This is a genomic window from Deltaproteobacteria bacterium, from assembly GCA_035063765.1.
GTDB lineage: Bacteria > Myxococcota_A > UBA9160 > UBA9160 > PR03 > CAADGG01.
In genome coordinates, this window is the sequence record JAPSFT010000006.1 from 53,814 (window position 1) to 80,096 (window position 26,283).

Below are 26,283 nucleotides of genomic sequence, written 5' to 3' on the forward strand. Positions count from 1 at the left end.
CTAGAAGACCTCGCGCAGGGTCTGGGCGACCGGCCGCCGGGCTGCCCCGAAGGAGGGCACGACGCCCGCGAGCATGCCGACGAAGAAGGCGAGGAACACGCCCTGGACCAGGATCGTGTTGGTGACGACGAAGCTCCCGAGCGGACCCAGCGCCGGGCTCCAGCCCGACACGCTCTCGTGCAGGAAGGCGGTGATGCCGAGCGCCGCCAGCGCGCCGAGCACACCGCCCAGCGTCGAGAGCAGCGTCGCCTCCGCAAACAGGGTCGTGAACACGAGGCGGCGCGAGAAGCCGAGCGCCTTCAGCACCGCGATCTCGCCCATCCGCTCGCGGACCGCCATGCTGGCGGTGTTGGCGGCGATGAACACGATGCACAGCGCCACGAGCCCGGTCACGATCAGGATCACGGTCACGAAGCCCTCGAGCATGCCGAAGAAGTTCGCGAAGTAGCTCTTCTCGGTCTCGGTGACGGTCTCGGCCTCGCTGTTGCGGAAGGTGCCGTCGATCTGCGCCATCAGCGGGCTCACCTGGTCCGGGTCGTCCACGCGCACCCAGATCGTGCCCAGGAAGTCGAGGCTCCTGCGCCCGGCGGCGCGCAGCGCCTGGTCCAGGTACTCGCGCTGGAACCACAGGTGCGGAGCCTGCGCGTCGGGGATCTCGCCGACGATCTGGAACTCGAGGTCCACCGGGAAGATGGTGCCCCGGAGCGTGATCCGGTCGCCGATCTTCCAGCCCTGTTTCTCGAGCGTGCCGCGCCCGACGATCGCCGCGTCGCGGTAGCGGCGGAATGCGTCGAGCTGTGCGGGCGCGATGCCCCAGTCCTCCCACACCACCGCGACCGCATCCGGCTCGACCGCGAAGTTCGGGAACTCGACGCCCTTCTCGATCCGGAAGGCGCCGCCGTACCAGGTCCAGCTCGCGGCGTCCACGACGCCCGGCATCGCGCGCACCTTCTGGAGGTAGGAGTAGGGCAGCGGGTAGACGAGCCCCGCCTTGTTCAGCACCACCAGGCGGGTGTTGGAGGCGAGCTCGTTCAGGATGCGGTCGAGGCCGCCCGGCATGGTGAGCAGCAGGCAGACCAGCGCCACCGCGAGCGCGATGGCGCCGGCCGTGAGCGCGCTGCGCAGCTTGTTGCGCGCGAGATTGGCCCAGATCAGGGGCAGGAACTTCACGGCCGGGCGCCGCCGGCGGCGGGCCGGCCGCCCGGCACCGAGTCGCGCAGCACGCCCTTGTCGAGGTGGTGGATCTCGTCGACGAAGGCCTCGCCGCGCGGATCGTGGGTCACCATCACCACGGTCTTGCCGAACTCGCGGGCGAGATCGCGCAACAGGCCCAGGATCTCGACGGCGTTCTTGGCGTCGAGATCGCCGGTGGGCTCGTCGGCGACGATGATCTCGGGATCGCTCACGACGGCGCGGGCGATTGCCACGCGCTGCTGCTCACCACCCGAGAGCTCGGCGGGCCTGTGGCCGGCGCGCTCGGCGAGCCCCACCACGCGCAGCGCCGTGAGCGCCCGCGCGCGCCGCTCCTCGCGCCCGAGGTGGGTCAGCAGCAGCGGCAGCTCGACGTTGCGCTGCGCGTCGAGCACCGGGATCAGGTTGAAGAACTGGAACACGAAGCCCACGTGGCGCGCGCGGAAACCCGCGAGCTCGTCCTCGCTGAGGTCGTCGAGGCGCTGCCCCGCGACGACCACCTCGCCGCTGCTCGGGCGGTCGAGGCCCGCGAGCAGGTTCAGGAGCGTGCTCTTGCCCGAGCCCGAGGGCCCCATCAGCGCCACGAAGCGGCCACGCCCGATCGAGAGCGACACGCCCTCGAGCGCGTGCACCTCGTCGGCGCCGCGGTGGTAGATCCGCGAGACGTCTCGGATTTCGATCATCGGGGCCCGGTCCACGGGGGCGCGCGAGCGACCAGCGTAGCCCGCTTCGCCCTAGTGGGTCGCACCGGCGTCCGCGGCGCCGGCGGCGGACCGGCGTGCGGCGCCCAGGGTCTTGAAGAGCGCCACGATCCAGCCGATCGCGAAGAGCGCGGCCAGCAGCCCGAAGCCGATCGCGGCGCGCGACCCGGAGGCCAGCGCGCCGCGCGTCCAGTCGCCGAACATCCCGGCCAGGACGGTGTAGAACCCCACCACGCCGGCCCAGGCCGTCACGTCGCGCGCGCGGCCGGGCCCCTGCGCGGCGACCGCGATCGAGCCGGCCAGCGCCACCGCGATCAGTGCTGCGAGCCAGTGCCACCAGAGCAAAGGCGATCTCTCGTTCGAGGGGCCTGAGGAATATCGCGCTTCCGCGCAGCGCTCAAGTGCCGCGCACGGGGGGCTCCCGCCCCGCGCATTGCCTATGTTGCGACCTTCGCCAGCCGGGGAACCACGTGGCCGATCTGCTCCGCACGCTGCGTTGCCGCAACGAGCACCGCCCGGGCGTCTTCGGGCGCCTCGCGACCGCGATCGGCACGGCCGGCGCGAACCTCGGCGACATCCGCACCGTGTGGGTGGGGCCCGACCACATCGTCCGCGACCTCGACATCCTGGTCGACGGCGGCGAGCAGCTCGAGCGCGCGGTCGAGGCGGTGCGGCGGGTCGAGGGCGTCGACCTGCTCGAGGTCATCGACGACGTCCACGAGCTCCACATCGACGGCAAGCTCGAGATCCGGCCGACCCATCCGGTGCGCTCGCTGCACGACCTGCGGCGCGTCTACACGCCGGGGGTCGCCGAGGTGGCCCGCACGATCGCGCGCAACCCCGACGACTCGTACCTCTACACGATCCGGGGCAAGACCGTCGCGATCGTCACCAACGGGACGCGCGTGCTCGGACTCGGCAACGTCGGGCCGCTGGCGGCGCTGCCGGTGATGGAGGGCAAGGCGGCCCTGCTGCACCAGTTCGCGGGCCTCTCCGCGATTCCCCTGGTGCTCGACACGCGCGACGCCGACGAGATCGTCCGCACCACGCTGCACGTCGCGAAGGGCTTCGGCGCGATCCAGCTCGAGGACATCGAGTCGCCGATCTGCTTCGAGGTGGAGCGCCGGCTCGTCGAGTCGCTCGAGATGCCGGTGCTGCACGACGACCAGCACGGCACCGCGGTCGCGACCCTGGCGGCCGCCACGGTCGCGATGCAGCGTGCCGGTCTCGACCTCGCGCGGGCCCGGATCGGCGTGATCGGGCTCGGCGCCGCCGGCACCGCGATCGCACGCATGCTGGGCGCGGCCACCGAGCAGCCGGTCCTCGGCTTCGACCCGGGCCCCGACGCGATCGCGCGGCTCGTCGAGGGCGGCGGCGAGGCCGCCGCGAGCCTCGCCGACCTGATGGCGCGCGCCGACCTGGTCGTCGCGGTCACCGGCCGCGCGGGCCTGATCCCGCCCGCGAGCGTGCGCCGCGGCCAGGGCATCCTCGCGCTCACCAACCCCGACCCCGAGATCAAGCCCGAGGACGCGCTCGCCGCCGGCGCTTCCTTCGCCGCCGACGGCCGCTCGGTCAACAACCTGCTCGGCTTCCCGGGCATCCTGCGCGCCGCGATCGACACCCGCGCGCGCCGCATCGACGCCTCGATGTACGTGGCTGCCGCCCGCGCGATCGCCGAGAAGGCCGGTGCCAACGAGCTGGTCCCGAACCCGCTGCGTCTCGAAGTCCACCGCGCGGTCGCGCGCGCCGTCGCCGAGGCCGCCATGAAGTCGGGCGTCGCGCGCGTGCGCGTGCCGAGCGACTACCAGCTCGACCTGCCGCGGCGGGCGCCGGTGGCGGAGTAGCGGGCGCCGCGCCCTGCCCGAGCGGGCGCCCGCGCACCCGCTCCCTACCCGCGCAGGTGCTGGCGCACCCGCTCCGCGAGCTGGTCGGGCGTGAGACCGAAGGTCTCCGCGAGCGGCCCGATCGGGGCCGAGGCGCCGAAGCGGTCGATGCCGACGACGAGGCCCTTCGGGCCGACGAAGCGGCGGAAGCTCTCGCCGCGTGCCGCCTCGACGGCGACGACCGGCGTGGCCCCGCCCGCCAGGAGCGTGCGGCGCCAGTCCTCGGGCTGCGCGGCGAAGAGCTCGAGGCAGGGAGCCGAGACGACGCGCGCGGCGATCCCGTCGGCGGCGAGCTTGGCGGCGGCCTCCACCGAGAGCGAGACCTCGGAGCCCGTCGCGAGCAGCACCACGTCCGGCTTGGCCCCGGGCTCCACGACCCCGTAGCCGCCGCGCCAGACGTCCGCGGGCACGAAGCCCTTCGGCCGCACGAGCGGCGGCAGGTCCTGGCGCGTGAGCGCCAGCGCCACCGGGCCGCGCGCGCGCTCGAGCGCCCACGCCCAGGCCATCGCAGTCTCGACGCCGTCGGCGGGCCGGAACAGCGTCAGGCCCGGGATCACGCGCAGCGCGTCGAGGTGCTCGATCGGCTGGTGGGTGGGGCCGTCCTCGCCGAGGAAGATCGAGTCGTGCGTGAAGACGTAGACCACGCGCACGCCCATCAGGCAGGCCAGCCGGAGCGCCGGGCGCAGGTAGTCGCTGAAGACCAGGAAGGTGCCGGCGTAGGGCACGAAGGTGCCGTCGAGCGAGATGCCGTTCGAGGCCGCGGCCATGGCGTGCTCGCGGATCCCGTAGTGGAGGTTGCGGCCCGCGAAGGGGTCGGTCCCGCCGCCAGCGGCCGGCCCCACGTCGCCGCCGTCCTGGATGCGCGTCACGTTCGACTCGGCGAGGTCCGCCGAGCCCCCGACGAGCCAGGGCAGCGCCTGCGCGGCGTGCTGGATCACCGCGCCGGAGTGCTTGCGCGTCGAGGCCTTCTTGCCCTCGAGCGCCGCCGCCACCCCGGCTGCGAAGCCCTCGGGCACGTGCTTCGCGCGCAGCGCGTCCCAGCGTGCCGCGCGCTCGGGATCGGCCGCGCGCCAGCGCGCCAGGCCGGCGTCCGCCTCGGCGCGCTCGGCGCGCTTGGCGGCGATGCGCGCGTCCAGGTAGGCGCGCACGTCCTCGGGGACCAGGAAGGTGGGCTCGAGCGGCCAGCCGGCCGCCTCCTTGGTGGCGCGCGTCTCGTCGGGCCCGAGCGGTGCGCCGTGGGTCTTCGACTGGCCGGCGAGATGCGGGCTGCCGTAGCCGATCGTGGTGCGCAGCAGGATCAGCGAGGGACGCGCGGTCTCGGCGCGCGCGGCCTCGAGCGCGCGGCGCAGGGCAGCCGCGTCGTTGCCGTCGGCGATCGACTGGACGTGCCAGCGCTGCGCCGTGAAGCGCATCGCCACGTCCTCGCTGAACGCGATCGTGGTCGGGCCGTCGATCGTGATGTGGTTGTCGTCGTAGAGGTAGACGAGGTTGCCGAGGCCCAGGTGCCCGGCCAGCGAGCCGGCCTCGGCCGAGATCCCTTCCATCAGGTCGCCGTCGCTGACGATGCCGTAGACGAAGTGGTTGCCCGGCCCGTCGGGGCCGAAACGCGCGCGGGTCATGCGCGCGGCGATCGCCATCCCGACGCCCGTCGCGAAGCCCTGGCCGAGCGGGCCGGTGGTGGTCTCGACGCCGGGCGTGTGGCCGTGCTCGGGATGGCCGGGCGTCCGCGAGCCGAGCTGGCGGAAGCCGCGCAGGTCGTCGAGCGTGAGCCCGAAGCCGAACAGGTGGAGCAGCGAGTAGAGCAGCATCGAGGCGTGCCCGTTCGAGAGCACGAAGCGGTCGCGCAGCGCCCAGGCCGGGTCGCCCGGGTCGAAGCGCAGGTGCTGGTCCCAGAGCTCGAAGGCCGCGGCCGCGAGCCCCATCGGCGCGCCGGGATGCCCGCTCTTCGCGCGCTCGACCGCGTCGATCGCGAGGAAGCGGATCGTGTGTTCGATGCGCGCGCGCAGCGCGGGAGAGGGGGGCGTCATCGCGGCTCCGCGGAAGGGTCGAAGAGGGAGTCCGACGATACCGCTCCGTCGCGACCGGGCAACGCCCGCGGGGGCTAGACTGCGCCGGCGCCGTGCCACGAGGAGCTGCTCGGATGGGACGAGGGCTGCGAAGACGATCCGCCGCGCTGGTGCTCACGGCCGCGCTCGCCGGGCTCGCCGGCGCCGGCGCTCCCGGCTGCGCGTCGCTCGGCGTCGGCGCGGAGCCGATCGAGGTGAACCTGGCCGGGCTCACGCCGTTGCCGAGCACGGCCTTCGAGCACCGGCTGCGGGTGGACCTGCGCCTGCGCAACCCGAACCAGCGCGCCTACCGGATCGACGGGATCCGCTTCCGGCTGCTCGTGAACGGCGAGCGCCTCGCGTCGGGCCAGGCCGAGGTCGAGGCCGTGCTGCCCCGCCTCGGCGAGGTCGTGGTGCCGGTGACCGCCACCACGACCCTGCTCGACCTCGTGAACCAGGTGGTCGCGCTCGGGATCCGGGAGGAGGCGGGCCAGAGCGAGCTCGACTACGAGCTCACGGGCCGGATCTTCCTCGCCGGCTCGTGGGGCGGCATCGACTTCGAGCGGCGCGGCAGCACGGCCGACCTGCGCCGCCCCCGCTGAGCGGCTCGCGATCGGTCCGGAAGAGCCGCTCCGCGAGGGGATGGTCGGGGTGGTGGGATTCGAACCCACGACGCGGAACCCCCAAAGTTCCGGCTCTAGCCGCTGAGCTACACCCCGAGGTCCGGAAGGCTAGCAGGCGCGCCGCTCAGGCGAGCTGGATCAGGCCGAAGACCTTCTCCTCGATCCACTCGACGAGCGCGCGCAGCGCGTCGGGGGAGATCTCGTGCCCCATGCCGAGCTCGCGGTAGGTGAGCGACACGCCGTAGGAGAGCAGCGCGTCGCGCGACTCCTGGGCGCGCGCGACCGGGATCATCGGGTCGTCGCTGCCGTGCACGACGAGCACCGGGAGGTTCTTGTGCGCATCGGCCGGCGGGGCCTGCGCGGCCAGCTCGGGCGGCAGCCACGAGGAGAGCGCCGCGAGCCCCGCGAAGCGCTCGGGGCGGCGCAGGAAGAGGTCGTAGGCCATGACGCCGCCCTGGCTGAAGCCGAGCAGCAGGACCTTGCGCCGGTCGGCCGGATAGCGCTCGAGCGCCTGGTCGACGAAGGCCTCGAGCGCGCGGGCCGCCCTCCCCACCTCGCTCGGGTCGGGCTCGCGGCCGCCGGCCAGCGGGAACCACGCCCAGCCGATCACGACCCCCGGCCGGTCCGGCATCCCGACGCCCACCGGGCCCTGCGGGCAGACCATCAACGCCTCGCCGCCGCGCAGGAACGGGGCGAGCCCGAGCAGGTCGTTGGCGCTCGCGCCGAAGCCGTGGATCGCGAGGATGGTGGGAAACGGGCCGTCTCCCTCGGGGACGTAGGCGGTGTGGACCAGGTTCATGGCCGCGCACCGTAGCGGCGCGCGCGAGGCGCTGCCTGCTTCACGAGCCCTTCCCCGGAGTGCTATCCCCACCGCTCCATGCCCCGAAGCCTCCTCGACAAGGTCTGGGACGCCCACACCGTCCGCGAGCTGCCGGGCGGGCAGACGCAGCTCTTCATCGGCCTGCACCTGATCCACGAGGTCACGAGCCCGCAGGCCTTCGCCGCCCTGCGCGAGGCCCGGCTCGGGGTGCGCTTCCCGAAGCGCACCTTCGCGACCGTCGACCACATCATCCCGACCGATTCCCAGCGGCGGCCGCTCGGAGACCCGCTCGCCGAGGAGATGCTCCAGCACCTCGAGCGCAACTGCGCCGAGCACGGGATCGCCTTCTTCGGGCCGGGCAGCGGCCGGCAGGGGATCGTGCACGTGATCGGGCCGGAGCTCGGGCTCACCCAGCCCGGCCTGACGATCGCCTGCGGCGACTCCCACACCTCGACCCACGGCGCCTTCGGCGCGGTGGCGTTCGGGATCGGCACGAGCCAGGTGCGCGACGTGCTCGCCACCCAGTGCCTCGCGCTCGCGCGGCCGAAGGTCCGGCGCATCGAGGTGACGGGCAAGCTCGCGCCCGGCGTCTACGCGAAGGACGTGATCCTGACCATCATCCGCCGGCTCGGCGTGAAGGGCGGGATCGGCTACGCCTACGAGTACGCGGGCCCGGTCGTCGACGCGATGACGCTCGAGGAGCGCATGACCGTGTGCAACATGTCGATCGAGGGCGGCGCGCGCTGCGGCTACGTGAACCCCGACGAGACCACCTTCGCGTACCTCCAGGGGCGCGAGTACGCGCCCGCCGGGGCGGCCTTCGAGCGCGCCGTCGCCTGGTGGCGCGCGATCGCGAGCGACCCCGGTGCGGCCTACGCCGACCGCGTCGAGATCGAGGGCCACGCGCTCGCGCCGACCGTCACCTACGGCATCACCCCCGGCCAGGCGGTGGCCGTGGACGAGCGCGTCCCCTTCCCCGCCGACCTGCCCGCCGAGGAGCGCGCCGGCGTCGAGGAGGCGCTCGGCTTCATGGAGCTGAGGCCCGGCGAGCCGATCGCGGGCGTCAAGATCGACGTCGCCTTCATCGGCTCGTGCACGAACGGCCGGATCTCCGACCTGCGCGAGGCCGCCCGCGTGGCGCAGCTCGGGCGCGTGGCGCCCGGCGTGCGCACCTTCGTGGTGCCCGGCTCGCAGGAGGTGCAGCGCCAGGCCGAGGCCGAGGGCCTGCCCGAGATCTTCCGCGCCGCCGGCTTCGACTGGCGCGAGCCCGGCTGCTCGATGTGCCTCGCCATGAACCCCGACAAGCTGCGCGGCCGCGAGCTCTGCGCCTCGACCAGCAACCGCAACTTCAAGGGCCGCCAGGGCTCGCCGACCGGCCGTACGCTCCTGATGTCGCCGGCGATGGTGGCGGCGGCCGCGATCCGGGGCCACGTCGTCGACGTCCGCGAGGTGCTGGGATGAGTTCGGACGCCCGGGTCGTTCGCGTCGAGGGCCGCGGCTGCGTGCTGCGCGGCGACGACATCGACACCGACCGGATCATCCCGGCGCGCTTCCTGCGCTGCGTCACCTTCGACGAGGTCGGCGCGCACGCCTTCGAGGACGACCGCCTCCAGGCCAAGGGCAACCACCCGCTCGACGACCCGCGCTTCGCGGGCGCCCGCCTCCTGCTCGTCGGACGCAACTTCGGCTGCGGCTCCTCGCGCGAGCACGCGCCGCAGGCGCTCTGGCGTTTCGGCTTCCAGGCCTTCGTCGGCGAGTCGTTCGCCGAGATCTTCTTCGGCAACTGCGTGGCGCTCGGGCTGCCGTGCGTGACCCTGCCGCGCGCCGAGCTCACGAGGCTGATGGAGTCGGTGGAGCTCGACCCGCGCCAGGAACTGGTCCTCGACCTCGCCAAGGGCACGCTCGCCTCGAAGCTCGGCGCACAGGCCGTCGCGATGCCCGACGGCGCGCGCCGCCAGCTCGTGGAGGGCGCCTGGGACGCTACCGCCGTGCTGCTGGCCGCGGGCGACGCGATCGAGGCGACCGCGGCGCGGCTGCCCTACGTCGGGGGCTACACCGCGTAGCGACGCGCCATCCCTCTCCGCGCCGCCTCGAGCACCTGGTGCCTGCCGAGCAGCCGCAACGCCTCGGCGTTGCTCGCCGGCGGCCCCCAGCCCTCGGACGCGCACAGGTGCTGCGCCACGTTCAGGCAGCCCTCGATCGCGGTGACGAAGCGGTACTTCAACGCCGCGAGCCGGTCGGCGTCGGCGCTGAGCGCGGCGCGGTCCTCGCTCGCACGCCCGCGCAGCCACCCGAGATCTTCGCTCACCCGCTGGAGGAGCCGCCGGACGCGCCGCTCATCGACCACCCGCGCGCTCCTCGAAGAAGATCCGGTCGAGCGCGCGCTGGCGGTCCTCCTCGTCGAGGTAGACGAGCCGGGTCTGCGCCTGCCAGGCCACCCGGGCCGGCGGGTCGTCGTCGAAGAGCAGCTCGCCGTGAAGCGCGACGCGGCCGGCCAGCTCGAGCGGCGCTCCGTTCAGGACCAGCAGGTCCACGCCGTCGGGCAGGCTCAGGTCCCAAGGCGCCGGGGCGGCGCCGGGCCACCAAGCGGCCACGTCGAGGTCGGAGTCCGGGCGCGCCGTCCCCGTCGCGCGCGAGCCGTGCACGAAGGCGAAGCGAGCACCCGCTCTACGCAGCCCGGTGACGATGGCGTCGCGCGAGGGACCGCTCACGGGGGCCGAGCTTAGCGGCCCCGGAACTTCGCGTCGCGCTTCTCGAGGAAGGCGTCCATCCCCTCGGCGTGGTCCTCGCTCGCGAAGACGAGGCCGAAGGCCTGCTGCTCGAGGGCGTGGGCGACCCGCAGGTCGGCGTCCTGCGCCTCCTGCAGGACGCGCTTGGCGAGCGCGACCGCGACGGGGCCCTTCGCCGCGATCCGCTCGCCGGCCGCGACGGCGGCCGCGACGAGTGCGTCCGGCTCGAAGACGCGGTTCGCGAGGCCGATGCGCAGCGCGGTGTCGGCGTCGATCGGCTCGCCGCCGAGGACCAGCTCCTTCGTCCACGCGGGCCCCACGCGGCGCACGAGCCGGCTCGTGCCGCCGAAGCCGGGCAGGAGACCCAGGTTCACCTCGGGCTGCCCGAAGCGCGCCTTCGCGGAGGCGTAGATCCAGTCGCAGGCGAGCGCCAGCTCGCAGCCGCCGCCGAGCGCGAAGCCGTTCACGGCGGCGAGGGTGGGCACCGGGAGCGCTTCGAGCGACGCGAAGGTCTCGTGCCCGAGCCGGCTGAAGGCCTCCGCCTCGACCGGCCCGAGCCGCCGCATCCCGGCGATGTCGGCGCCGGCCGCGAAGGCACGACCCGCCCCGGTCACGACCACCGCGCGCACGCTGCCGTCGGCCGCGAGCTCCGCGACGCGCGCGCGCAGCCGCTCGAGCGTGGCGCGGTCGAGGGCGTTCAGCGCCGCGGGCCGGTCGAGGGTCAGGAGCGCGACCGCCCCACCCGCCCCCCGGCGCTCCGATCGTACGAGCTCGTCCGCCATCGGTGTCGCCCTCCCTTCCGGACCGTGGAAACGCCGCAGGGTAACAGCCCGCGAAGCCCTCCGATCGGAGCGGGCGCGAGGCCCCGCGACGCCGTGGTATCGTGCGCGGGCGCCGGCCACGGAGGAGCCCGCGTGCCCGACGATCGACGCCCCTCGGCCCTTGCCGTCCTCGCCGCCGGAGCGGCCGACGCCGGCGTCACGCTGGCGGTCGCGGGCCCGCTCCTCGCGCACCTCGCCCTCGTGCGGCCCCTCACCGGCTTCGCGACCTTCGCGCTCGGAGCGCTCCTCGCGCTCGCCGGCCTCGTGCTCGGCGGCTTCGGGCTGCGCGCGACGCGCGGCGGCCGGCCCGGCCGGCGGCTCGCCTGGTTCGCGGTTGCGGCCGGGGCCGCCGTGCTCGCGGCGCTCCTCGCCGGCGCGCTCCCGGGGCGCGGCGCGCCGCGCATCAACGACGTCACGACGAGCCCCGACGATCCCCCCACCTTCGAGGCCGCGGCCGGCGAGGCGGCGAACCGCGGGCGGGACATGGCCTATCCCGCCGAGTTCGCCGCGATCCAGCGCGCGGCCTACCCGGACCTGGCCCCGATCCGGCTCGGGCTCGCGCCGGCCGAGGCCTTCGCGCGCGCCCAGGAGACCGCCCGCGCGCTCGGCTGGGAGGTGACGCTCGTCGATCCTGCTCGCGGCATCCTCGAGGCGCGAGCGGTGTCGCGCCTGTTCCGCTTCGTCGACGACGTCGCGGTCCGGGTGCGTCCCGCCGACGGCGGCAGCGTGGTGGACCTGCGCTCGAAGTCGCGCGACGGCCAGGGCGACCTCGGTGCCAACGCCGCGCGGATCCGCGCCTTCGCCGCCGCGCTGAAGGGCTAGGCGCGGGCAGCCCGCTCCCCGAGCTCCTCCAGCGCGCGCTGCTTCGCCCACCGGTAGTCGGCCTTCCCGCTCGGCGCACGCACCATCTCGTCGACGAACACGAAGGCCTTCGGGAGCTTGTAGTGCGCGACGTGCTCCGCGGCGGCGGCGCGCAGCGCCGTCTCGTCGGCCGCGTGGCCCGGGCGCAGCTTCACGAGCGCCGTTACCTGCTGCCCCCAGCGCTCGCTCGGCGTACCGACGACCACGCAGTCGTAGACGCCGGGGTGGTGCTTGAGGGCGTGCTCCACCTCCTCGGCGAAGATCTTCTCGCCGCCCGAGTTGATGCACACCGAGTCGCGGCCGAGCAGCTTGAGGACGCCGTCGGGCCCGACCTGCGCGCGGTCGCCGGGCACGGCGTAGCGCCGGCCGCCCACCACCGGGAAGGTCGTCGCGGTCTTCCCGGCGTCCTTCAGGTAGCCGAGCGGGATGTGGCCCTCGCGGGCGAGCCAGCCGATCTCGTCCGAGCCCTGCTCGACGAGCCCCGAGAGGTCGTCCTTCAGGACCACGTTGCCGGAGGAGAGCGCGAAGTCGCCGGTGGAGGCCTTCTTGCCGCCCTCGGAGAACTGGGCAGCCTGCGCGCCACTCTCCGAGGAGCCGAGCGCGTCGAGGATCCGGAGGCTCGGGAGGCGCGCCAGGAACTCGTCCTTCAGCGCGGCGGTCAGGATCGCGCCGCCGGAGGTGAGCAACGCGAACGAGGAGAGGTCGTAGGTCTTGCGCCCGAGCTGGTCGACCAGGGGCCGGCCGAAGGCGTCGCCCACGATCGTGAGCAGGTTCACCTTCTCGCGCTCGATGGTCGCCCAGATGTCGTCGGGGTCGAGGCTGCGCGGCTTCGACTGCACCACCACCGTGCCGCCCGCCGCGAAGATGTTGAAGGCCACCCAGTGCGCGGCGCCGTGCATGAAGGGCGGCGCCGGCAGCGAGCGCACGCTGCCGGCCTGCGCGCGCGCCACCGCCTCCTCGAGCGTGGCGGGCGGGAAGGGCCCGCCCATCGCGGCGCGGAAGATGTCCTCCTGGCGCCAGAGCACGCCCTTCGGCATCCCGGTCGTGCCGCCGGTGTAGAGGATGTAGAGGTCGTCGGGCGAGAGGCCCTGGGGCGGCTCGGGCTTCGCGGCGGCGAGCGCGGTCTCGTAGTCGAGCGCGCCGGGCAGCAGCGCCTCCCCGGATTCGTCGCCCACCTGCAGCCAGAGCTTCACCTTCGGCAGCCGCTCGCGCAGGCGCGCGAGGGTCGGGGCGAAGCTCGCGTGGTAGAGCACCGCGCGCGCGTCGGCGTTGTCGAAGAGGTAGAGCAGCTCCTCGTCGACGTAGCGGTAGTTCACGTTGAAGGGCGCGCAGCGCGCCTTGTAGGCGCCGAGCATCCCCTCCAGGTACTCGTTGCCGTTGAAGAGGTAGAGCGCCACGTGGTCCTGGCCGCTCTCGTGGTTCGGGAGGGAGGCGCGCTCCGCGTGGCAGCCGAGCCCGTGCGCGCGCAGCACCGCGGCGAGGCGCCGCGTGCGGTCGGTGACGTCGGCGTAGGAGAGGCGGCGGTCGCGGAACAGGATGCACTCGCGATCGGGCACGGCCGCGGCGATGGCTTCGTGGAGGGCGGCGAGGTTCAGCATGCGGTCTCCGGGGCTCGGGAAGGCGGCCGGGCAGACTACTACGGACGGCGCCAGCGGGCGAGGTGGCGCAGCGCCGCGAGGGCCTCCGCCGTCGCGGCGACGCGATCGCCGCCGCCTGCGGCCGGCCAGCCGCCGTCGCCCTCCTGCGCGGCGAGCAGGGCCGGCGCGATCTCGCCCGGCGCGAGGCGCGCGCCGGGAAGGGTCGGCGCGTCGGCGAGCAGGAGCACGCGGGCCGCTTGCGCGGCGCCGAGCCGGCCGCTGCGGAAGCCGCGCTCCCACTCGCGCCCGCACCATTGGAGGGCCGCGTCGGCGATCTCCGGGTTCGCGTTCGCGAGCCAGCCGGCGTAGGCCGCGAGGCGCCCGAAGTCGCCGTCCTTCACCCGCTCGGGGGCCCAGCGCGCCGAGAGCCAGGCGCCCGCGCGGCGCAGCGGCGCCGGCCGCGCGAAGGCGCTGCGGGCCAGCAGCCCGGCCGCGATGCCGGTCGTGACGAGCGCCGCCTGCTCGCCCGCGCCCCCGGCGGCGAAGGCGCCGTCGCTGCGCTGCGCGGCCTCGATGGCGCGCACCGCCGGGTCCGCCGCCGACCGGTCGAGGGCACCCGCCTCGGCGAGGAGCGCGAGGGCGCGCAGGGCGGCGGCGGGCGTGTCCGCGGCGGGCAGGACCGCAAGGAGCGCCTCGGGCGGCGCCTCGCCGAGGAGCTGCGCGAGGCGCGCCCGCTCGAGCGGATCGCCCTCGCGCGCCGCCGCCGCGAAGGCGCGGGCCCGCTCGAAGGCCGCCTCGAGACCGCCTGCCGTCACCTCCCGCCGCTTCGCTCAGTGTCCCGCCGGCTCGTCGGCCTTGGTCCGGTGGCGCGTTCCGTCCGGGTGCTCCGGCGGGCTGTAGAGCGTGTAGAGCCGCAGCGGCTGGTCCGGCGACGTGTTGACGACGTTGTGCTCGACGCCTGCCGGGATCACCACGGCGACGCCGTCGGCGAGGCGGTGCTCCTCTCCGTTCAGCACGACCTGGCCGGTCCCGGCCTCGACCCGGATGAACTGATCGTGCTCCTCGTGGACCTCGAGGCCGATCTCGTCTCCCGGCTGGAGCGTCATCAGGACGAGCTGCGTATGGCGTCCCGTGAAGAGCACGCGGCGATAGTCCTGGTTCGCGAGCGTGTCGCGCTCGATGTTCGTCACGTATCCGACCACGGCCCACCTCCTCCGGCGCTGGATCCTCGCCGGCACCGCGGCGGCGAGGGCAGCGCGAGGTGTAGCCCACGGGCGCCGCGCGGCTAGCCTCGGCGCGATGGACAACGGGAAGGGCGGCGCGATGGGCACCGCGACGGACGGCGCAACGGAAGACGGGGTGGAGGCGCTGGCCGGGCTCGCGCTCGACCTGCGCTGGTCCTGGGAGCACAGCGGCGACGAGCTCTGGGCCGCGATCGACCCGGGGCTCTGGGCGGCGACGCACAACCCGCTGGTGGTCCTGCAGACGGCCTCCCAGGCGCGGCTGCACGCGCTCCTGGCGCAGCCCTCCTTCCAGGCGCGCGTCGCGCGCCTGCGCGACCAGCAGCGCGCCTACTTCGATGCGCAGGGCTGGTTCCCGAGCCGGCACGCCGGCGCGCCCCTCCAGCGTGTCGCGTACTTCTGCATGGAGTTCGCGCTGAGCGAAGCCCTGCCCGTCTACTCGGGCGGCCTCGGCAACGTCGCCGGCGACCAGCTCAAGGCCGCGAGCGACCTCGCAGTCCCCGTGGTCGGCGTCGGCCTCCTGTACCAGCGGGGCTACTTCCGCCAGATCGTCTCCGCGGACGGGGACCAGGAGGAGCTCTACCCGTTCAACGACCCGGGCCAGCTCCCGATCACGCCGGTGCGCGACGAGACCGGCGAGTGGCTGCGCCTGCCCATCGAGCTCCCCGGCTTCCAGCTCCGGCTCCGGGCCTGGCAGGTCCGAGTCGGGCGCCGGCGGCTCTACCTCCTCGACAGCAACGACCCGGCGAACCCGCCGGCCTACCGCGGCATCACGAGCGAGCTCTACGGTGGCGGGGTCGAGCAGCGGCTCCGGCAGGAGCTGCTGCTCGGGATCGGCGGCTGGCGCCTGCTGCGCGCGCTGGGCCTCGAGCCCGAGGTCTGTCACCTGAACGAAGGGCACGCCGCCTTCGCCGTGCTCGAGCGCGCCCGGGCCTTCATGGAGGACAGCGGGCAGCCCTTCGACGTCGCGCTCGCGGTCACGCGCGCCGGCAACCTCTTCACCACGCACACGCCGGTCGCCGCGGGCTTCGACCGCTTCGAGCCGGACCTGATCGACCGGGCCCTGCGGCGTTACGCCGAGGAGGAGCTCGGGATTCCGCTTCGGGAGCTGCTCGCGCTCGGCCGGCGCGATCCCGGCGACGCCCACGAGCCCTTCAACATGGCCTACCTCGCGATCCGCGGGAGCGCGGCGGTGAACGGCGTGAGCCGCCTGCACGGCGCCGTGAGCCGGCGGCTGTTCCAGGACCTGTTCCCGCGCTGGCCGGAGGCCGAGGTGCCGGTCGGGCACGTGACCAACGGCGTGCACACGCCGACCTGGGATTCCCCCGAGGCCGACGCGCTCTGGACCACGGCCTGCGGCGCCGAGCGCTGGCGCGGCACGATGGAAGGCGTGGCGCGCGACATCCGCTCTGCACCGGACGACGAGCTGTGGGCGATGCGTCGCCAGTCGCGTGCGGACCTGGTCGCCTTCGCACGCGAGCGCGCCGGGTACGAGCTGGCCGCGAGGGGGGCACCCGCGGCGGAGCAGGATCTGGCGCGGCGCTGCCTCGATCCCGACACGCTCACGCTCGCCTTCGCGCGCCGCTTCGCCACCTACAAGCGCCCGACCCTGCTGCTCCACGATCCGGAGCGGCTGCTGCGGATCCTGACCGACCGCGACCGGCCGGTGCAGCTCGTCCTCGCCGGCAAGGCCCACCCCGCGGACGAGCCTGGCCAGGCGATGATCCGCCGCTGGTTCGGGTTCCTCCGGCGCCCGGAGGTCCAGGGACGCGCGGTCTTCCTGCCGGACTACGACCTGCTCCTGGCCGAGCATCTCGTGCAGGGCGCCGACCTCTGGATCAACACGCCCCGCCGCCCCTGGGAGGCCAGCGGCACGAGCGGCATGAAGGTGCTGGTGAACGGCGGCCTCAATCTCTCGGAGCTCGACGGCTGGTGGGCGGAGGCGTACGCGCCCGAGGTCGGCTGGGCGCTCGGCGACGGGCGCGAGCACGGCGACGACCCCGCGTGGGACGCCGCGGAGGCGCAGGCGCTCTACGCGCTGCTCGAAGGCGAGGTCGTGCCGGCCTTCTACGACCGCGACGAGCGCGGGATCCCGCAGCGCTGGGTGGCCCGGATGCGGGAGAGCATGGCCCGGCTCACGCCGCGCTTCTCGGCCAATCGCGTCGTCCGCGAGTACACCGAGCAGCACTACCTGCCCGCGGCCGAGGGCTACCGGGCGCGGGCGGCGGACAAGGGCGCGGCCGGGGCCGGCCTGCGCGCCTGGCAGCGGCGGCTCGCCGAGCACTGGCGGGACGTGCGCTTCGGGGCGCTGCGCGTCGAGACCCGGGACGGCCGCCATCACTTCGCGATCCCGCTCGAGCTCGGCGGGCTCGATCCCGAGGCCGTGCGCGTCGAGCTCTACGCCGATCCGTCCGGCGGCGAGCCTGCCCTTGCGCCGATGGCGCGCGAACGGCGCCCGGACGGCAGCTACGAATACCGGGGACGGGTGCCGGCCCTGCGTCCGGCCGGCGACTACACCCCGCGCCTCGTGCCCCACCACCCGCTCGCCCGCGTCCCGCTCGAGGCGCCCTGGATCCTGTGGCAACGCTGAGCCGGCGCGGGACGCGCCCGTCCCCGCGCTGGCGAGCCGCTCAGCCCCGCAGCAGGAGCCCCGTCAGATAGCGGCCTTCGGGATGGTCGAGGGCCACCGGGTGGTCGCTCGGCGCGCCGAGCTCGGCCTGCACCGCGAGCGGGCGGCCGGCGTCGAGCGAGGCGCCGAAGGCGATCTTGCGGAAGAGCTCCGGCCCGACGTGATGCGAGCACGAGAACGCGAGGAGCAGCGCGCCCGGCGCCGCCAGCCGCAGCGCGCCGAGCAGCGCGTCCTTGTAGGCGCGCGCCGCGCGCTCGACGTCGCCCGCGCGGCGCGCGAGGGGCGGCGGGTCCACGACCACGAGGTCGTAGCGCTCGCCGTCGCGGCGCAGGAAGCGGAAGGCGTCGTCGCGCTCGAGGCGGCACGGCAGCGCGGGTGACCACGGCGCGAGGTTGCGGGCGGCCAGCGCGAGCGCGTCCGCCGAGCTGTCGACGACCGTGAGCGAGGCCGCGCCGCCGCGAGCAGCGGCCACCGCGAAGCCACCCGTGTAGGCGAAGAGGTCGAGGGCGCGGCGGCCGCGCGCGAGGCGCTCGACGAGGTCGCGCGCATCGCGCTGGTCGAGGTAGAAGCCGGTCTTCTGCCCGCCGGCCGCGTCGACGAGGTAGCCCCGCCCGCGCTCGGTGATCGCGACCGGCGCCGCCGGCGGCGCGCCCCAGAGCGGCCCCTGGTGCGCGGCCATCCCCTCGCGCCGGGCGGCAGCCGCGTCGGGCCGCTCGAAGCCGGCCGCCGCGCCGGTCGCCGCGCGCAGCGCCTCCGCCACCAGCGCCCGGCGCGCCTCCATGCCCGCGGTCGCGAGCCGCGCCACGACGAGGTCGCCGTAGCGGTCCGCGACGAGGCCGGGCAGCCCGTCGCCCTCGGCGTTCACGAGACGGACCGCGTCGGTGCCGGCGAGCAGCGGATCCGCGCCACGCCGCGCGACGGCCTCCGCGATCCGCGCCGCGACGAGCTCGTCGCCCGCGGCGTCCTTGGCGAACGCGAGCAGCCGCACCCGGATCTGCGAGTGGGGCGACCAGTGGCCGTGGCCGAGCGCCTCGCCCTCGGCGGAGACGACGCGGACCCACGCGCCCGGCTCGGCCGCTCCCTCGAGCCGCGCCACCGCGCCCGACAGCACCCAGGGGTGGCGCCGGCGCACCGAGCGATCGCGGCCGGGGAGGAGGACGACGTCGGCCATGCCGGACGATCGGGGATCGGGCCCGGGGCGTCCACTCCGGGGCGCGCCGGGAGGCCGTCTAGCGCAGCGGCAGCGGCGGCACCGCGCCGGCGGCCATCGCCAGGCCGTAGAGCACGGCCGCGACGCCCATCGCGACGTAGAGCGCAAGGAAGAAGTGGAAGGCAGCGGGCTGCTCGTCGCGGCGCGGCCGGTAGGCCGAGAGCCCGCGCGATCCCGCCGGCAGCTCGCCCCTGCGCCAGCCCTGGCGCGCCACGGCGAGCGCGCCCAGGCCGACGCCGATCAGGAACGAGGCTCCGAGCCACGCGGGCATCGTCATGTCCGGTCCCTTCGGCGCGCCGGCCCGGCGGCCTGAGCCACGACTCTGGGAAGCCGGGGTCCCTCGGCGCGGCGCGGGACCAGCCGGAATGGCAGCATCCGAAGCCAGGAGGAGGGATCGACATGGCGAACACGACCGGCATCCTGCTCTTCCCCGACGTCGAGGAGCTCGACTTCGCGGGCCCCTGGGAGGTGCTCGCCGCCGCCGCGAGCTTCGGGCCCGGGCTGGGCGACCGCGTCGTCACGATCGCCGAGCGAGCGGAGCCCGTGCGCGCCGCCAAGGGCCTGCGCGTGCTGCCCGATCACCGCTTCGCCGACGCGCCTCCCCTCGACATCGTGCTCGTGCCCGGCGGCCAGGGCACCCGGCGCGAGGTCGCGAACCCGGCGCTGATCGATTGGCTGCGCAAGGCCGCGGAGCCCTGCGCCTGGGTCACGAGCGTGTGTACGGGAGCCCTGCTCCTGCACGAGGCCGGCCTCGCGCGCGGCAAGCGCGTCACCACGCACTGGGCCTTCGTGCCGGCGCTGCGCGAGCGCGGCGAGATCGAGGTGCTCGAGCAGGTGCGCTACGTGCGCGACGGCCGCCTCGTCACGGCGGCCGGCGTGTCGGCGGGCATCGACATGGCGCTCTGGCTGGTGGGGCAGCTCCACGGCCCGGCCCACGCGCGCGCCGTGCAGCGCTTCATCCAGTACGACCCGGCGCCGCCCTACACCGCCGAGACCTGAGGTGGCGGAGGCCGAGCCGCCGGGGGCTGCGCGACCGGCTCGCGACCGCCCGAGCGCAGGGCGCCGGACCCGACGGGCCCGGCTGGCGCGTCGAGCCGGGTCACGCGCCGCCGGGTCCTGCACCGCCGGCCACGGGGGCCGGATGGCGGGCGGCGACCGTCACGAGCGGTGCCGGCCCGGGTGCCAGCGCCGCCTCGATCTGCTCGAGCGTGAGCCCCTTCGTCTCGGGCGCCCACTTGAGCACGATCAGCGCACCGAGGATCGGCCCGAAGGCCACCACCGTCACCGACCACGAGATCCCGAGCGCCGTGATGAAGGTGCCGACCAGCAGCGGCACGACCACCTCGGTGACCCGTCCGAACAGGTTCGTGGTCCAGCCGTAGCCGGTGGCGCGGATCTCGGTCGGGAAGAGCTCCGAGGCGTAGACGTGGGTGGCGGTGATCGCGGCCAGGAAGCAGAAGACCGTGAAGATGTGCCAGACGTACTGGCCGAAGATCGTCGTGGTCTGGAACAGGAAGGTGATCCCGATGGCGCCGAGGACGTAGAAGGCGGCGCAGGTCCCCTTGCGGCCGATCCGGTCGATCAGGACACCGCCGGCCACGTGCCCGAGCACGCCGACCGCGTAGCCCCAGAACACGATGTCGCCCGCGCGCGCCGGGCTCATCCCGAGCTGCTCGCGCGCGTAGATCATCCAGAACGCGACGGCCGGTGCGACCACCAGGTGCACGCAGTTCCAGAGCAGCGCGACGATCAGGGTCCGGCGCCGGTAGCGGGGCTGCCACGGGATGCGCGCGTGGGCAAGGTGCTGGCGCCACGAGATCGCCGGCGCCGCGGCGCGCACCTGCTCGAAGCGGCGCGTCTCGCGCATCCCGAGGCGCAGCGCGAAGACGACGGCGAGCGGCAGCACGCCGAGTGCGTAGAGGACGCGCCAGGAGGCGCCGTCGGCGGGCCGCCCGGCGAGCCCTTGCAGCCACGCGACGACGCCGACTCCGCTGTCGTGCAGCAGGTTGCCGGCGGCGCCGTCCTCGAGCAGCACGAAGGGCTGCACCTTCGCCATCACCACGACGCCGAGCGTCGCGAAGCTCGTGAGCACCGCGATCGCGCGCCCGCGCCAGCGCGTCGGGAACTCCTCGCCCACCATGATGATCGCGAGCGCGTACTCGGCGGTGAGGAAGAGCCGGGCGAGGAACTGGCAGAGCGCGAACTCCACCTTGTCGTCGGCGAGCGCGGTCATGCCGGTGGCCAGCGTGAAGCCGACCACCGTGAGCATCATCATCGTACGGCGGCCGAAGCGGTCGGCCTGGAGCAGGAAGAAGAACGACGCGATCATGCCGAGCCGGCACAGCCCGTAGATCGTGCTCCACTCGCCGAGCGAGATGCCGAGGGTCTTGCGCACGTCGGGTGCCGCGAAGGTCATCATGGCGGCGTCGAAGCCGTCGAAGAGCGTCGCGGTGGAGAGCAGGACGAAGAGGAAGGCGTGGTAGCGGCCGGGGCGCTCGTCCTCGGGCGGCGCACGGACGGGACTCGGGGGCGCGGCCATCGGCGCCACTCTACCACCTCAGGGAGGGGGATCGTCGAGCGCGAAGCGGACCGGCACCTCGATGCGCCCGTAGACCCAGGGCAGCGGGCCCGCGCGCCCGACGGTGCGGAGCGCCGCGCGGTCGAGGACGTCGTGGCCCGAGGAGCGGGCGAGCTCGACCGCGTGGGCCACCCCGGCGCGGTCGACCTCGAAGCGCAGCCAGGCGGTGCCCTCGAGCTCGAGGCGGCGGGCGATGGGGGGATACTCGAGGACGGCGGCCAGGCGGCGGCGGATCTCCTCGAGCCGCTCCTCGACGCTCGGGCCCGCGGGCTGCGCGTCCTGGAAGCGCGGGCCGCCTGGGGTTGCGTCCTGGAAGCGCGGGACGCCCGGCTGCGCGCCGCCGGCGCGCAGATCCGCGCCGTCGCGCGCCCCCGCCGGCGCGGGCGCCACGACCGACAGGGCGGCGAGCGCCAGGGGCGCGAGCGCCCGCGCGCGACGCCGCGGCACGGCTAGCCGCCTCCGGCGGGCCGCAGCCCGAGCAGCGCCTCGCGCAGGCGCGCGCAGCCCGCGGCGTCGAGCTGCGCGCGCAGGGACGTCCAGTCCGCGGCGTCGAGCGCCGCCGCGTCGAGCGGGACGAGCCGCGCCGCGGCCCCGACGATGCGCGCGCCGAGCCGCTCGAGCTCGGGGCGGATCTGGGTCGCGAGGTCGAGCGCCGGCCCCTCCGGCGCGTGCGCCGGCCGGCCCGCCTGGATCGCCTTCGCGACCTCGATCTGGAGCGCGAACAGGCGCCCCGCCGTCCCGGGGTCGAGCCCGGCCGCGGCGGCGGCCGCGCGCGCCGCGTCGAGCACGACCCGCTCGCGCGCCGGGTCGCGGATCGGGAGCCCCCGCGCTTGCTTCCAGGCCGCCACCGCCGGCATGTACGCGAGCCGGCGGGCGAGGAGGTCGAGCAGGTGGTCGAGCTCGCTGCGCGGCGCCGGGCCGCCCAGCCAGCGCGCCCGCAGCGCGCGCAGCTCCTCCTCGTGTGCGCCGAGCCAGGCATCGAGGCGCGGGCCCAGCTCGGCAGCGCGCGCCGGCGCCACCCAGAGCACCTTGCGGTCGGCGGGCGGCTCGCAGCGCAGCGGCGCCGCGGGCGGGAGCCCGAGCCAGGCGCGCTCGAAGGAGTCGGTGACGACGGCGTCGGCGCGCCCCTCGGCGAGCGCCGCGCCGAGCGCGCGGTTGTCGTCGAGCGCGTGGATCACGGCGTCCGGGAAGCGGCGGCGCGCGAAGCGCTCGAGCACGCCGCCGCGGTTCACGGCGACACGGCGAGGTGTGAGGTCGCCGGCCACGCAGGGCCCCCCGGCCGCGACCGCGCGCGTCATCCAGCCCACCACCGCGCGCCAGGGCCGCCAGGTGACGCCGCTCATCGCGACGTCCATCTCGCCGGCGGCCAGGCGCGTCTCGAGCTCCGGCCAGCGGAAGCGCACCCACTCGACCGCGAGCCCCTGATCGGCCGCGAGGCGCTCGGCGAGCTCGACGTCGAAGCCTGCGAGCGGCGCCCCGCTGGAGCCGCCGCCGGCCGGCCACGAGAACGGCGGGTAGTCCCCACTGGTCCCGATCCGCAGGGTCGCGCGCGGGGGCTCGGACGGCGGCGCGGGAGGCGCCGGCGCCTCGCCTGCGCACGCGAGCACGCCGAGCGCGGCGAGCAGGAGCCGGAGCGATCGCCCGCGCGCCAGGGGACGGCCCTCGCGGCTGGCATCAACGCCGTGTGAGGGCGACGCTTCCGTACTGGTCCCACTCGGGGGCGATCACGAGGCCGCTGCGGGTGCGCTCGACGCGCCAGGCGCCCTTGCGCAGCTCGAGGCGGCCGTTGCGGTAGACGCCCTCCTGGGCGCGCCCGCCGCCGACCAGGCGGACGCCCCCGTCGCGCCGCACCTGGAGGACGACCTCGACGCGCTCACGCTCGTCCCAGCCCGTGAACTCCCCGACGAGCCAGTCGGGCGCGACGGGCGTCACGTCCGGCCCTGCCTCCCCGTAGCGATGCGGGCGGCGCTGGTAGCCGTCGGCGTAGCCCGCGCGGAAGCCCGGCTCGCCGCCGCGGTCGTACTCGCCGGTCCAGCGCTCGTAGTCCGGCGTGCGGCCCTGCTCGCGGTCGCCCCAGCCGCGCGAGTAGCCGTCGTCGTAGGCGTGGTCGATCGCGCTGCGGGGCGCGGGCGCTTCGTAGCCTTCGTGATCCTCGTAGTGGGCCGGCGGACGAACGCGCTTCGGCGGAGCGCCAGGGGGTGCGGAGCCCGGGCCGTCGAGCGCGCACCCCGAAGCGCCGAACGCGAGACCGATCGCTGCCGCACCGATCCTCCGTCGCCGCCGCCGCGCTGCCGCGACGCCGAGCACCGCGCACGCGCTGAGTCCGCCCGCCAGCGCGCCCGCCTCGGGCACGGGGCGGATCTCGACCACGTGCTGGGCGCTCTCCGGGTCCGCCACGTAGGAGAGCAGCTCGCGCGTGGGGTCCCAGCTCTGCGACCAGCTCCCGCCGGGATCGCTCGTCACGAGCTCGAATCCCTCCGGGTAGTGACGCCCGGCCGGGACGTAGATCTCGGTCGCGCCCGTGACGCCCGGCTTCTCGTCGAACTCGACCCGCAGCACGCGCGTCGCGGGGTCGAAGTCCACGAAGCGCGGCGTGCCCGCGACGCGCTGGGGATAGGCGCGCGTGAGCACGTCGGCGGTCTCCGTCTCGTTGCGCTCGCCGTCGATCGGGCCCCAGCCCCCGAGCGAGTAGTCCCAGAACGCCCAGCCGCTGGCGGTGTGGTCGGCCATGCGCGCCACCGCCTCGAGGTACCCGCGCCAGTTCACGACGCCGCGGCCCGTGCCCCACTCGCCGATCAGGAGCGGCGCCACCTGGGCGTCGATCTCGGTCTTCCGGTTCGCCGCCCAGTCCTCGAGGCTGGTGTCGGTCTCCGGGTCCCAGACGCCGGTGACGTCGGGGCCGATCGCGTAGTAGTGCGGGAAGTAGGCCAGGCGGGGCTCCCCCGCGCGCACGTCGTCCAGCACGCCGAGGTAGGAGGGCTGACCCGCGTTGACGCCGACCGAGCGGGGCTCGTAGAAGATCCAGCCGTCGCTGTCCACCGTCCGGATCGCGGCGATGCAGCGCTCGAGGAACTCCTGGTAGGCGCCGCCCTCCCACCCCGCGATGTCGCCGAAGAAGGCGCTGCCCGGCCACGGCTCGTTCATCAGGTCGTAGCCGAGCACGTTCGGGGTGTCGCGGAAGCGGGCGGCCACGTGCGCCCAGGCCGCGGCGTAGCGGTCCTGGAGATCCGGGTGCCCGGCGTGGTCCCAGAAGTTGTCGAAGGCTCGCAGGATCGCCGGCTGCAGGTAGTCCAGGAACCACGAGGGCTGGGGCTCGAAGGGCAGGCCGTCGGTCAGGAACGCCCAGGGCGGCGCTCCGTTGTGGCCGATGTAGCGGCCGTCGCGGTCGATCTTCCCGTACACGTCCTGGTGCATGTCGAGGACGACGTAGATCCCGGCGTCCGCGAACCACTGCATGCGCTCGGCGACCCAGCCGAGGTAGACGTCGTCGTAGACGCCTTCCACCGGCTCGATCGCATCCCACTGGAGGAGGAAGCGGACGAAGTTGAAGCCGAAGTCGTCGGCGAGCCGCTGGACGTCGGCCTGCTCGACGAAGGGGAGCCGCAGCGGGTCGTCCTTGGTCGAGTTCGAGACGTTGATGCCGTGCAGGATCAGCGCGCGGCCCTGCTCGTCGGTGAGGAACCGGGGGTTCTCGGCGACCGGGTGCATGCCGGTCGCGGCGAGCAGCAGGGCGGCCAGGAACAGCAGTCGGGGGCGCATCTCGTCCTCCGGCAGGGGGGCCCTCGCGGGAACGACAGACCCTACCCGGAGACGCCGCGGCGTCGAGCGGCGGCGAGCGCCGCGAGCGCCGCGAGCCCACTCGCCAGCGCACCCGCCTCGGGCGCCGGGTGGATCTCGACGACGTGCTGCGCGCTCCCCGGGTCCGCCAGGTAGGAGAGCACCTCGCGCGCGGCGTCCCAGCTCTGCGACCAGGTTCCGTCGGGATCGCTCGTCACGAGCTCGAAGCCCTCCGGGTAGTGGCGTTCGGCCGGGACGTAGATCTCGGTCGCGCCCGTGACGCCCGCCTTCTCGTCGAACTCGACGCGCAGGACGCGCGTCGCGGGGTCGAAGTCCACGAAGCGCGGGGTGCCCGCGACGCGCTGGGGATAGGCGCGCGTGAGCACGTCGGCGGTCTCGTTCTCGCTGCGGTCGCCGTCGATCGGGCCCCAGCCCCCGAGCCCGTACTCCCAGTAGGCCCAGCCGCTGGTCGCGTGGTCGGCCATGCGCGCGGCGTCCTCGAGGTAGCGGCGCCAGTTCTCGACGTGGCGGCCCGTGCCCCACTCCCCGATCAGGAGCGGCGCCACCTGGGCGTCGATCTCGATCTTCCGGCTCGCGGTCCAGCGCTCGATGCTGGTGTCGGTCTCCGGGTCGTACACGCCTGCGACGTCGGGGCCGAGGGCGTAGTAGTGCGGGAAGTAGGCGAGACGGGGGTCGCCCGGGCGCGGGTCGTCGAGCACGCCGATCCAGGAGCGCTGCCCGTCGTTCGGGCCGGCCGCGCGCGGCTCGAAGAAGATCCAGCCGTCGGCGTCCTCGACGCGGATCGCCGCGATGCAGCGCTCGAGGAACTCCTGGTAGGGGCCGGCGTCCCAGGCCGCGAGGTCTCCGTACACGGCGGTGCCGGCCCAGGGCTCGTTCATCAGGTCGTAGCCGAGCACGTTCGGGGTGTCGCGGAAGCGGGCGGCCACGTGCGCCCAGGCCGCCGCGTAGCGGTCCTGCAGGTTCGGATGCCCGGCGTGGTCCCAGAAGTGGTCGAAGGCCCGCATCACGGCCTCGTCGAGGTAGTCGCCGAACCAGAACGAAGGGTTGTGCTCGAAGGGGAGTCCGTCGCTCAGGAACGCCCAGGGCGGCGCGCCGTTGTAGCCGATCGGACCGCGACCCAGGTTGTCCGTCTTGCCATACACGTCCTGGTGCATGTCGAGGACGACGTAGATCCCGGCGTCCGCGAACCATTGCATGCGCTCGGCGACCCAGTCGAGGTAGACGTCGTCGTAGGCGCCCTCCACCGGCTCGAGCGCATCCCACTGGAGCAGGAAGCGCGCGAAGTTGAAGCCGAAGTCGTCGGCGAGCCGCTGGACGTCCGCCTGCTCCACCCACGGCATGCGCAGCGGGTCGTCCTTCGTCGAGCTCGAGACGTTGATGCCGTGCAGGATCAGCGCGCGGCCCTGCTCGTCGGTGAGGAATTGGGGGTTCTCGGCGACCGGGTGCATGCCGGTCGCGGCGGGCAGCAGGCAGGCGAGGAGCAGGAGCCGGGGTCGCATCGAACCCTCCGCGGGTCTCGGGGAACGAGCAGGCTAGGGACGGCGTGAAACCGTGTCGAGGTGGGACGCCCGGCCCC

Annotated in this window: 25 protein-coding genes and 1 tRNA gene; 7 read left to right on the forward strand and 19 right to left on the reverse strand. The window is 74.8% G+C overall.

Going from position 1 to position 26,283, the window contains the following annotated elements; all coding sequences use genetic code 11:
• From OZ948_05490 to OZ948_05500, 3 genes are read right to left on the reverse strand one after another with little or no spacing between them, the layout of a single operon-like run.
• Window positions 1–1,170, reverse strand: a complete 1,170-nt coding sequence (locus OZ948_05490; protein MEB2344174.1) for an ABC transporter permease — start codon at window positions 1,168–1,170, stop codon at window positions 1–3.
• Window positions 1,167–1,874 carry an ABC transporter ATP-binding protein gene (locus tag OZ948_05495; GenBank protein ID MEB2344175.1) on the reverse strand — a complete coding sequence of 236 codons (708 nt, stop codon included), beginning with the start codon at window positions 1,872–1,874 and terminating at the stop codon, window positions 1,167–1,169. The genes OZ948_05490 and OZ948_05495 overlap by 4 nt, the downstream gene beginning before the upstream one ends.
• Before the next feature lie 51 nt (window positions 1,875–1,925).
• Window positions 1,926–2,237, reverse strand: coding sequence for a hypothetical protein (locus tag OZ948_05500; protein ID MEB2344176.1), 312 nt, complete (start codon window positions 2,235–2,237; stop codon window positions 1,926–1,928).
• Between the two features lie 125 nt (window positions 2,238–2,362).
• On the opposite strand from OZ948_05500, the gene OZ948_05505 reads away from it, so the two are divergent.
• Entirely contained in the window at window positions 2,363–3,736 is a 1,374-nt protein-coding gene (locus OZ948_05505) for an NAD(P)-dependent oxidoreductase (GenBank protein MEB2344177.1), read from the forward strand.
• Window positions 3,737–3,780: 44 nt separating this feature from the next.
• Here the strand turns inward: OZ948_05505 and tkt are convergent, their stop codons facing one another.
• Window positions 3,781–5,802: a transketolase gene (tkt, locus tag OZ948_05510; GenBank protein MEB2344178.1), complete on the reverse strand. Its 2,022-nt coding sequence runs from the start codon at window positions 5,800–5,802 to the stop codon at window positions 3,781–3,783.
• 113 nt (window positions 5,803–5,915) lie between these two features.
• On the opposite strand from tkt, the gene OZ948_05515 reads away from it, so the two are divergent.
• The gene (locus OZ948_05515; GenBank protein ID MEB2344179.1) at window positions 5,916–6,422 is read left to right on the forward strand and encodes an LEA type 2 family protein; all 507 of its coding nucleotides are present in this window, start codon (window positions 5,916–5,918) and stop codon (window positions 6,420–6,422) included.
• 41 nt (window positions 6,423–6,463) lie between these two features.
• On the opposite strand, the gene OZ948_05520 is transcribed toward OZ948_05515, so the two are convergent.
• Window positions 6,464–6,539: transfer RNA gene (locus OZ948_05520), tRNA-Pro, on the reverse strand.
• A gap of 28 nt (window positions 6,540–6,567) precedes the next feature.
• Window positions 6,568–7,242, reverse strand: coding sequence for a dienelactone hydrolase family protein (locus OZ948_05525; protein MEB2344180.1), 675 nt, complete (start codon window positions 7,240–7,242; stop codon window positions 6,568–6,570).
• A 78-nt stretch (window positions 7,243–7,320) separates the two neighbouring features.
• On the opposite strand from OZ948_05525, the gene leuC reads away from it, so the two are divergent.
• Together leuC and OZ948_05535 are read left to right on the forward strand one after the other, a co-directional pair.
• Window positions 7,321–8,724 carry a 3-isopropylmalate dehydratase large subunit gene (gene leuC / locus OZ948_05530; protein ID MEB2344181.1) on the forward strand — a complete coding sequence of 468 codons (1,404 nt, stop codon included), beginning with the start codon at window positions 7,321–7,323 and terminating at the stop codon, window positions 8,722–8,724.
• Entirely contained in the window at window positions 8,721–9,326 is a 606-nt protein-coding gene (locus OZ948_05535; protein ID MEB2344182.1) for a 3-isopropylmalate dehydratase small subunit, read from the forward strand. Before leuC ends, OZ948_05535 begins: the two co-directional genes overlap by 4 nt.
• Here OZ948_05535 and OZ948_05540 read toward each other — a convergent pair.
• The 3 genes from OZ948_05540 to OZ948_05550 are packed head-to-tail and all read right to left on the reverse strand — an operon-like array spanning window position 9,314 to window position 10,774.
• Window positions 9,314–9,610, reverse strand: coding sequence for a DUF86 domain-containing protein (locus OZ948_05540; protein ID MEB2344183.1), 297 nt, complete (start codon window positions 9,608–9,610; stop codon window positions 9,314–9,316). The two genes, OZ948_05535 and OZ948_05540, sit on opposite strands and share 13 nt — an antisense overlap.
• Window positions 9,600–9,974 (reverse strand): nucleotidyltransferase domain-containing protein, encoded by a 375-nt coding sequence (locus tag OZ948_05545; protein ID MEB2344184.1) that lies wholly within the window; start codon window positions 9,972–9,974, stop codon window positions 9,600–9,602. Before OZ948_05545 ends, OZ948_05540 begins: the two co-directional genes overlap by 11 nt.
• An 11-nt stretch (window positions 9,975–9,985) precedes the next feature.
• Window positions 9,986–10,774 (reverse strand): enoyl-CoA hydratase-related protein, encoded by a 789-nt coding sequence (locus tag OZ948_05550; protein MEB2344185.1) that lies wholly within the window; start codon window positions 10,772–10,774, stop codon window positions 9,986–9,988.
• 132 nt (window positions 10,775–10,906) lie between these two features.
• Here OZ948_05550 and OZ948_05555 point away from each other — a divergent pair, with 132 nt between their 5' ends.
• Window positions 10,907–11,635: a DUF1499 domain-containing protein gene (locus OZ948_05555; GenBank protein MEB2344186.1), complete on the forward strand. Its 729-nt coding sequence runs from the start codon at window positions 10,907–10,909 to the stop codon at window positions 11,633–11,635.
• Here the strand turns inward: OZ948_05555 and OZ948_05560 are convergent.
• The 3 genes from OZ948_05560 to OZ948_05570 are packed head-to-tail and all read right to left on the reverse strand — an operon-like array spanning window position 11,632 to window position 14,453.
• On the reverse strand, window positions 11,632–13,272 hold the full coding sequence (locus OZ948_05560) for an acyl-CoA synthetase (protein ID MEB2344187.1): 1,641 nt from the start codon (window positions 13,270–13,272) through the stop codon (window positions 11,632–11,634). The two genes, OZ948_05555 and OZ948_05560, sit on opposite strands and share 4 nt — an antisense overlap.
• Window positions 13,273–13,310: 38 nt before the next feature.
• Window positions 13,311–14,066, reverse strand: coding sequence for a hypothetical protein (locus OZ948_05565; protein ID MEB2344188.1), 756 nt, complete (start codon window positions 14,064–14,066; stop codon window positions 13,311–13,313).
• 15 nt (window positions 14,067–14,081) lie between these two features.
• On the reverse strand, window positions 14,082–14,453 hold the full coding sequence (locus OZ948_05570) for a cupin domain-containing protein (protein MEB2344189.1): 372 nt from the start codon (window positions 14,451–14,453) through the stop codon (window positions 14,082–14,084).
• Between the two features lie 97 nt (window positions 14,454–14,550).
• On the opposite strand from OZ948_05570, the gene glgP reads away from it, so the two are divergent.
• A complete protein-coding gene (glgP, locus tag OZ948_05575; GenBank protein ID MEB2344190.1) occupies window positions 14,551–17,082 on the forward strand; it encodes an alpha-glucan family phosphorylase in 2,532 nt (843 codons plus the stop codon).
• A 40-nt stretch (window positions 17,083–17,122) separates the two neighbouring features.
• On the opposite strand, the gene OZ948_05580 is transcribed toward glgP, so the two are convergent.
• Together OZ948_05580 and OZ948_05585 are read right to left on the reverse strand one after the other, a co-directional pair.
• The gene (locus OZ948_05580; protein MEB2344191.1) at window positions 17,123–18,292 is read right to left on the reverse strand and encodes a class I SAM-dependent rRNA methyltransferase; all 1,170 of its coding nucleotides are present in this window, start codon (window positions 18,290–18,292) and stop codon (window positions 17,123–17,125) included.
• Between the two features lie 58 nt (window positions 18,293–18,350).
• Window positions 18,351–18,608 carry a hypothetical protein gene (locus tag OZ948_05585; GenBank protein MEB2344192.1) on the reverse strand — a complete coding sequence of 86 codons (258 nt, stop codon included), beginning with the start codon at window positions 18,606–18,608 and terminating at the stop codon, window positions 18,351–18,353.
• Window positions 18,609–18,730: 122 nt separating this feature from the next.
• Between OZ948_05585 and OZ948_05590 the strand changes: the two genes are divergently transcribed.
• The gene (locus OZ948_05590) at window positions 18,731–19,330 is read left to right on the forward strand and encodes a DJ-1/PfpI family protein (GenBank protein MEB2344193.1); all 600 of its coding nucleotides are present in this window, start codon (window positions 18,731–18,733) and stop codon (window positions 19,328–19,330) included.
• A gap of 100 nt (window positions 19,331–19,430) precedes the next feature.
• On the opposite strand, the gene OZ948_05595 is transcribed toward OZ948_05590, so the two are convergent.
• The 5 genes from OZ948_05595 to OZ948_05615 all read right to left on the reverse strand — a co-directional run bounded on the left by OZ948_05595 (window position 19,431) and on the right by OZ948_05615 (window position 26,206).
• Window positions 19,431–20,870 carry an MFS transporter gene (locus OZ948_05595; protein ID MEB2344194.1) on the reverse strand — a complete coding sequence of 480 codons (1,440 nt, stop codon included), beginning with the start codon at window positions 20,868–20,870 and terminating at the stop codon, window positions 19,431–19,433.
• An 18-nt stretch (window positions 20,871–20,888) separates the two neighbouring features.
• A complete protein-coding gene (locus tag OZ948_05600; protein MEB2344195.1) occupies window positions 20,889–21,356 on the reverse strand; it encodes an energy transducer TonB in 468 nt (155 codons plus the stop codon).
• A gap of 2 nt (window positions 21,357–21,358) precedes the next feature.
• Window positions 21,359–22,516, reverse strand: a complete 1,158-nt coding sequence (locus OZ948_05605; GenBank protein MEB2344196.1) for a transporter substrate-binding domain-containing protein — start codon at window positions 22,514–22,516, stop codon at window positions 21,359–21,361.
• A gap of 67 nt (window positions 22,517–22,583) precedes the next feature.
• On the reverse strand, window positions 22,584–24,668 hold the full coding sequence (locus OZ948_05610) for a cellulase family glycosylhydrolase (GenBank protein MEB2344197.1): 2,085 nt from the start codon (window positions 24,666–24,668) through the stop codon (window positions 22,584–22,586).
• 41 nt (window positions 24,669–24,709) lie between these two features.
• Window positions 24,710–26,206 carry a cellulase family glycosylhydrolase gene (locus OZ948_05615; protein ID MEB2344198.1) on the reverse strand — a complete coding sequence of 499 codons (1,497 nt, stop codon included), beginning with the start codon at window positions 26,204–26,206 and terminating at the stop codon, window positions 24,710–24,712.
• Between the last annotated feature and the right edge of the window lie 77 nt (window positions 26,207–26,283).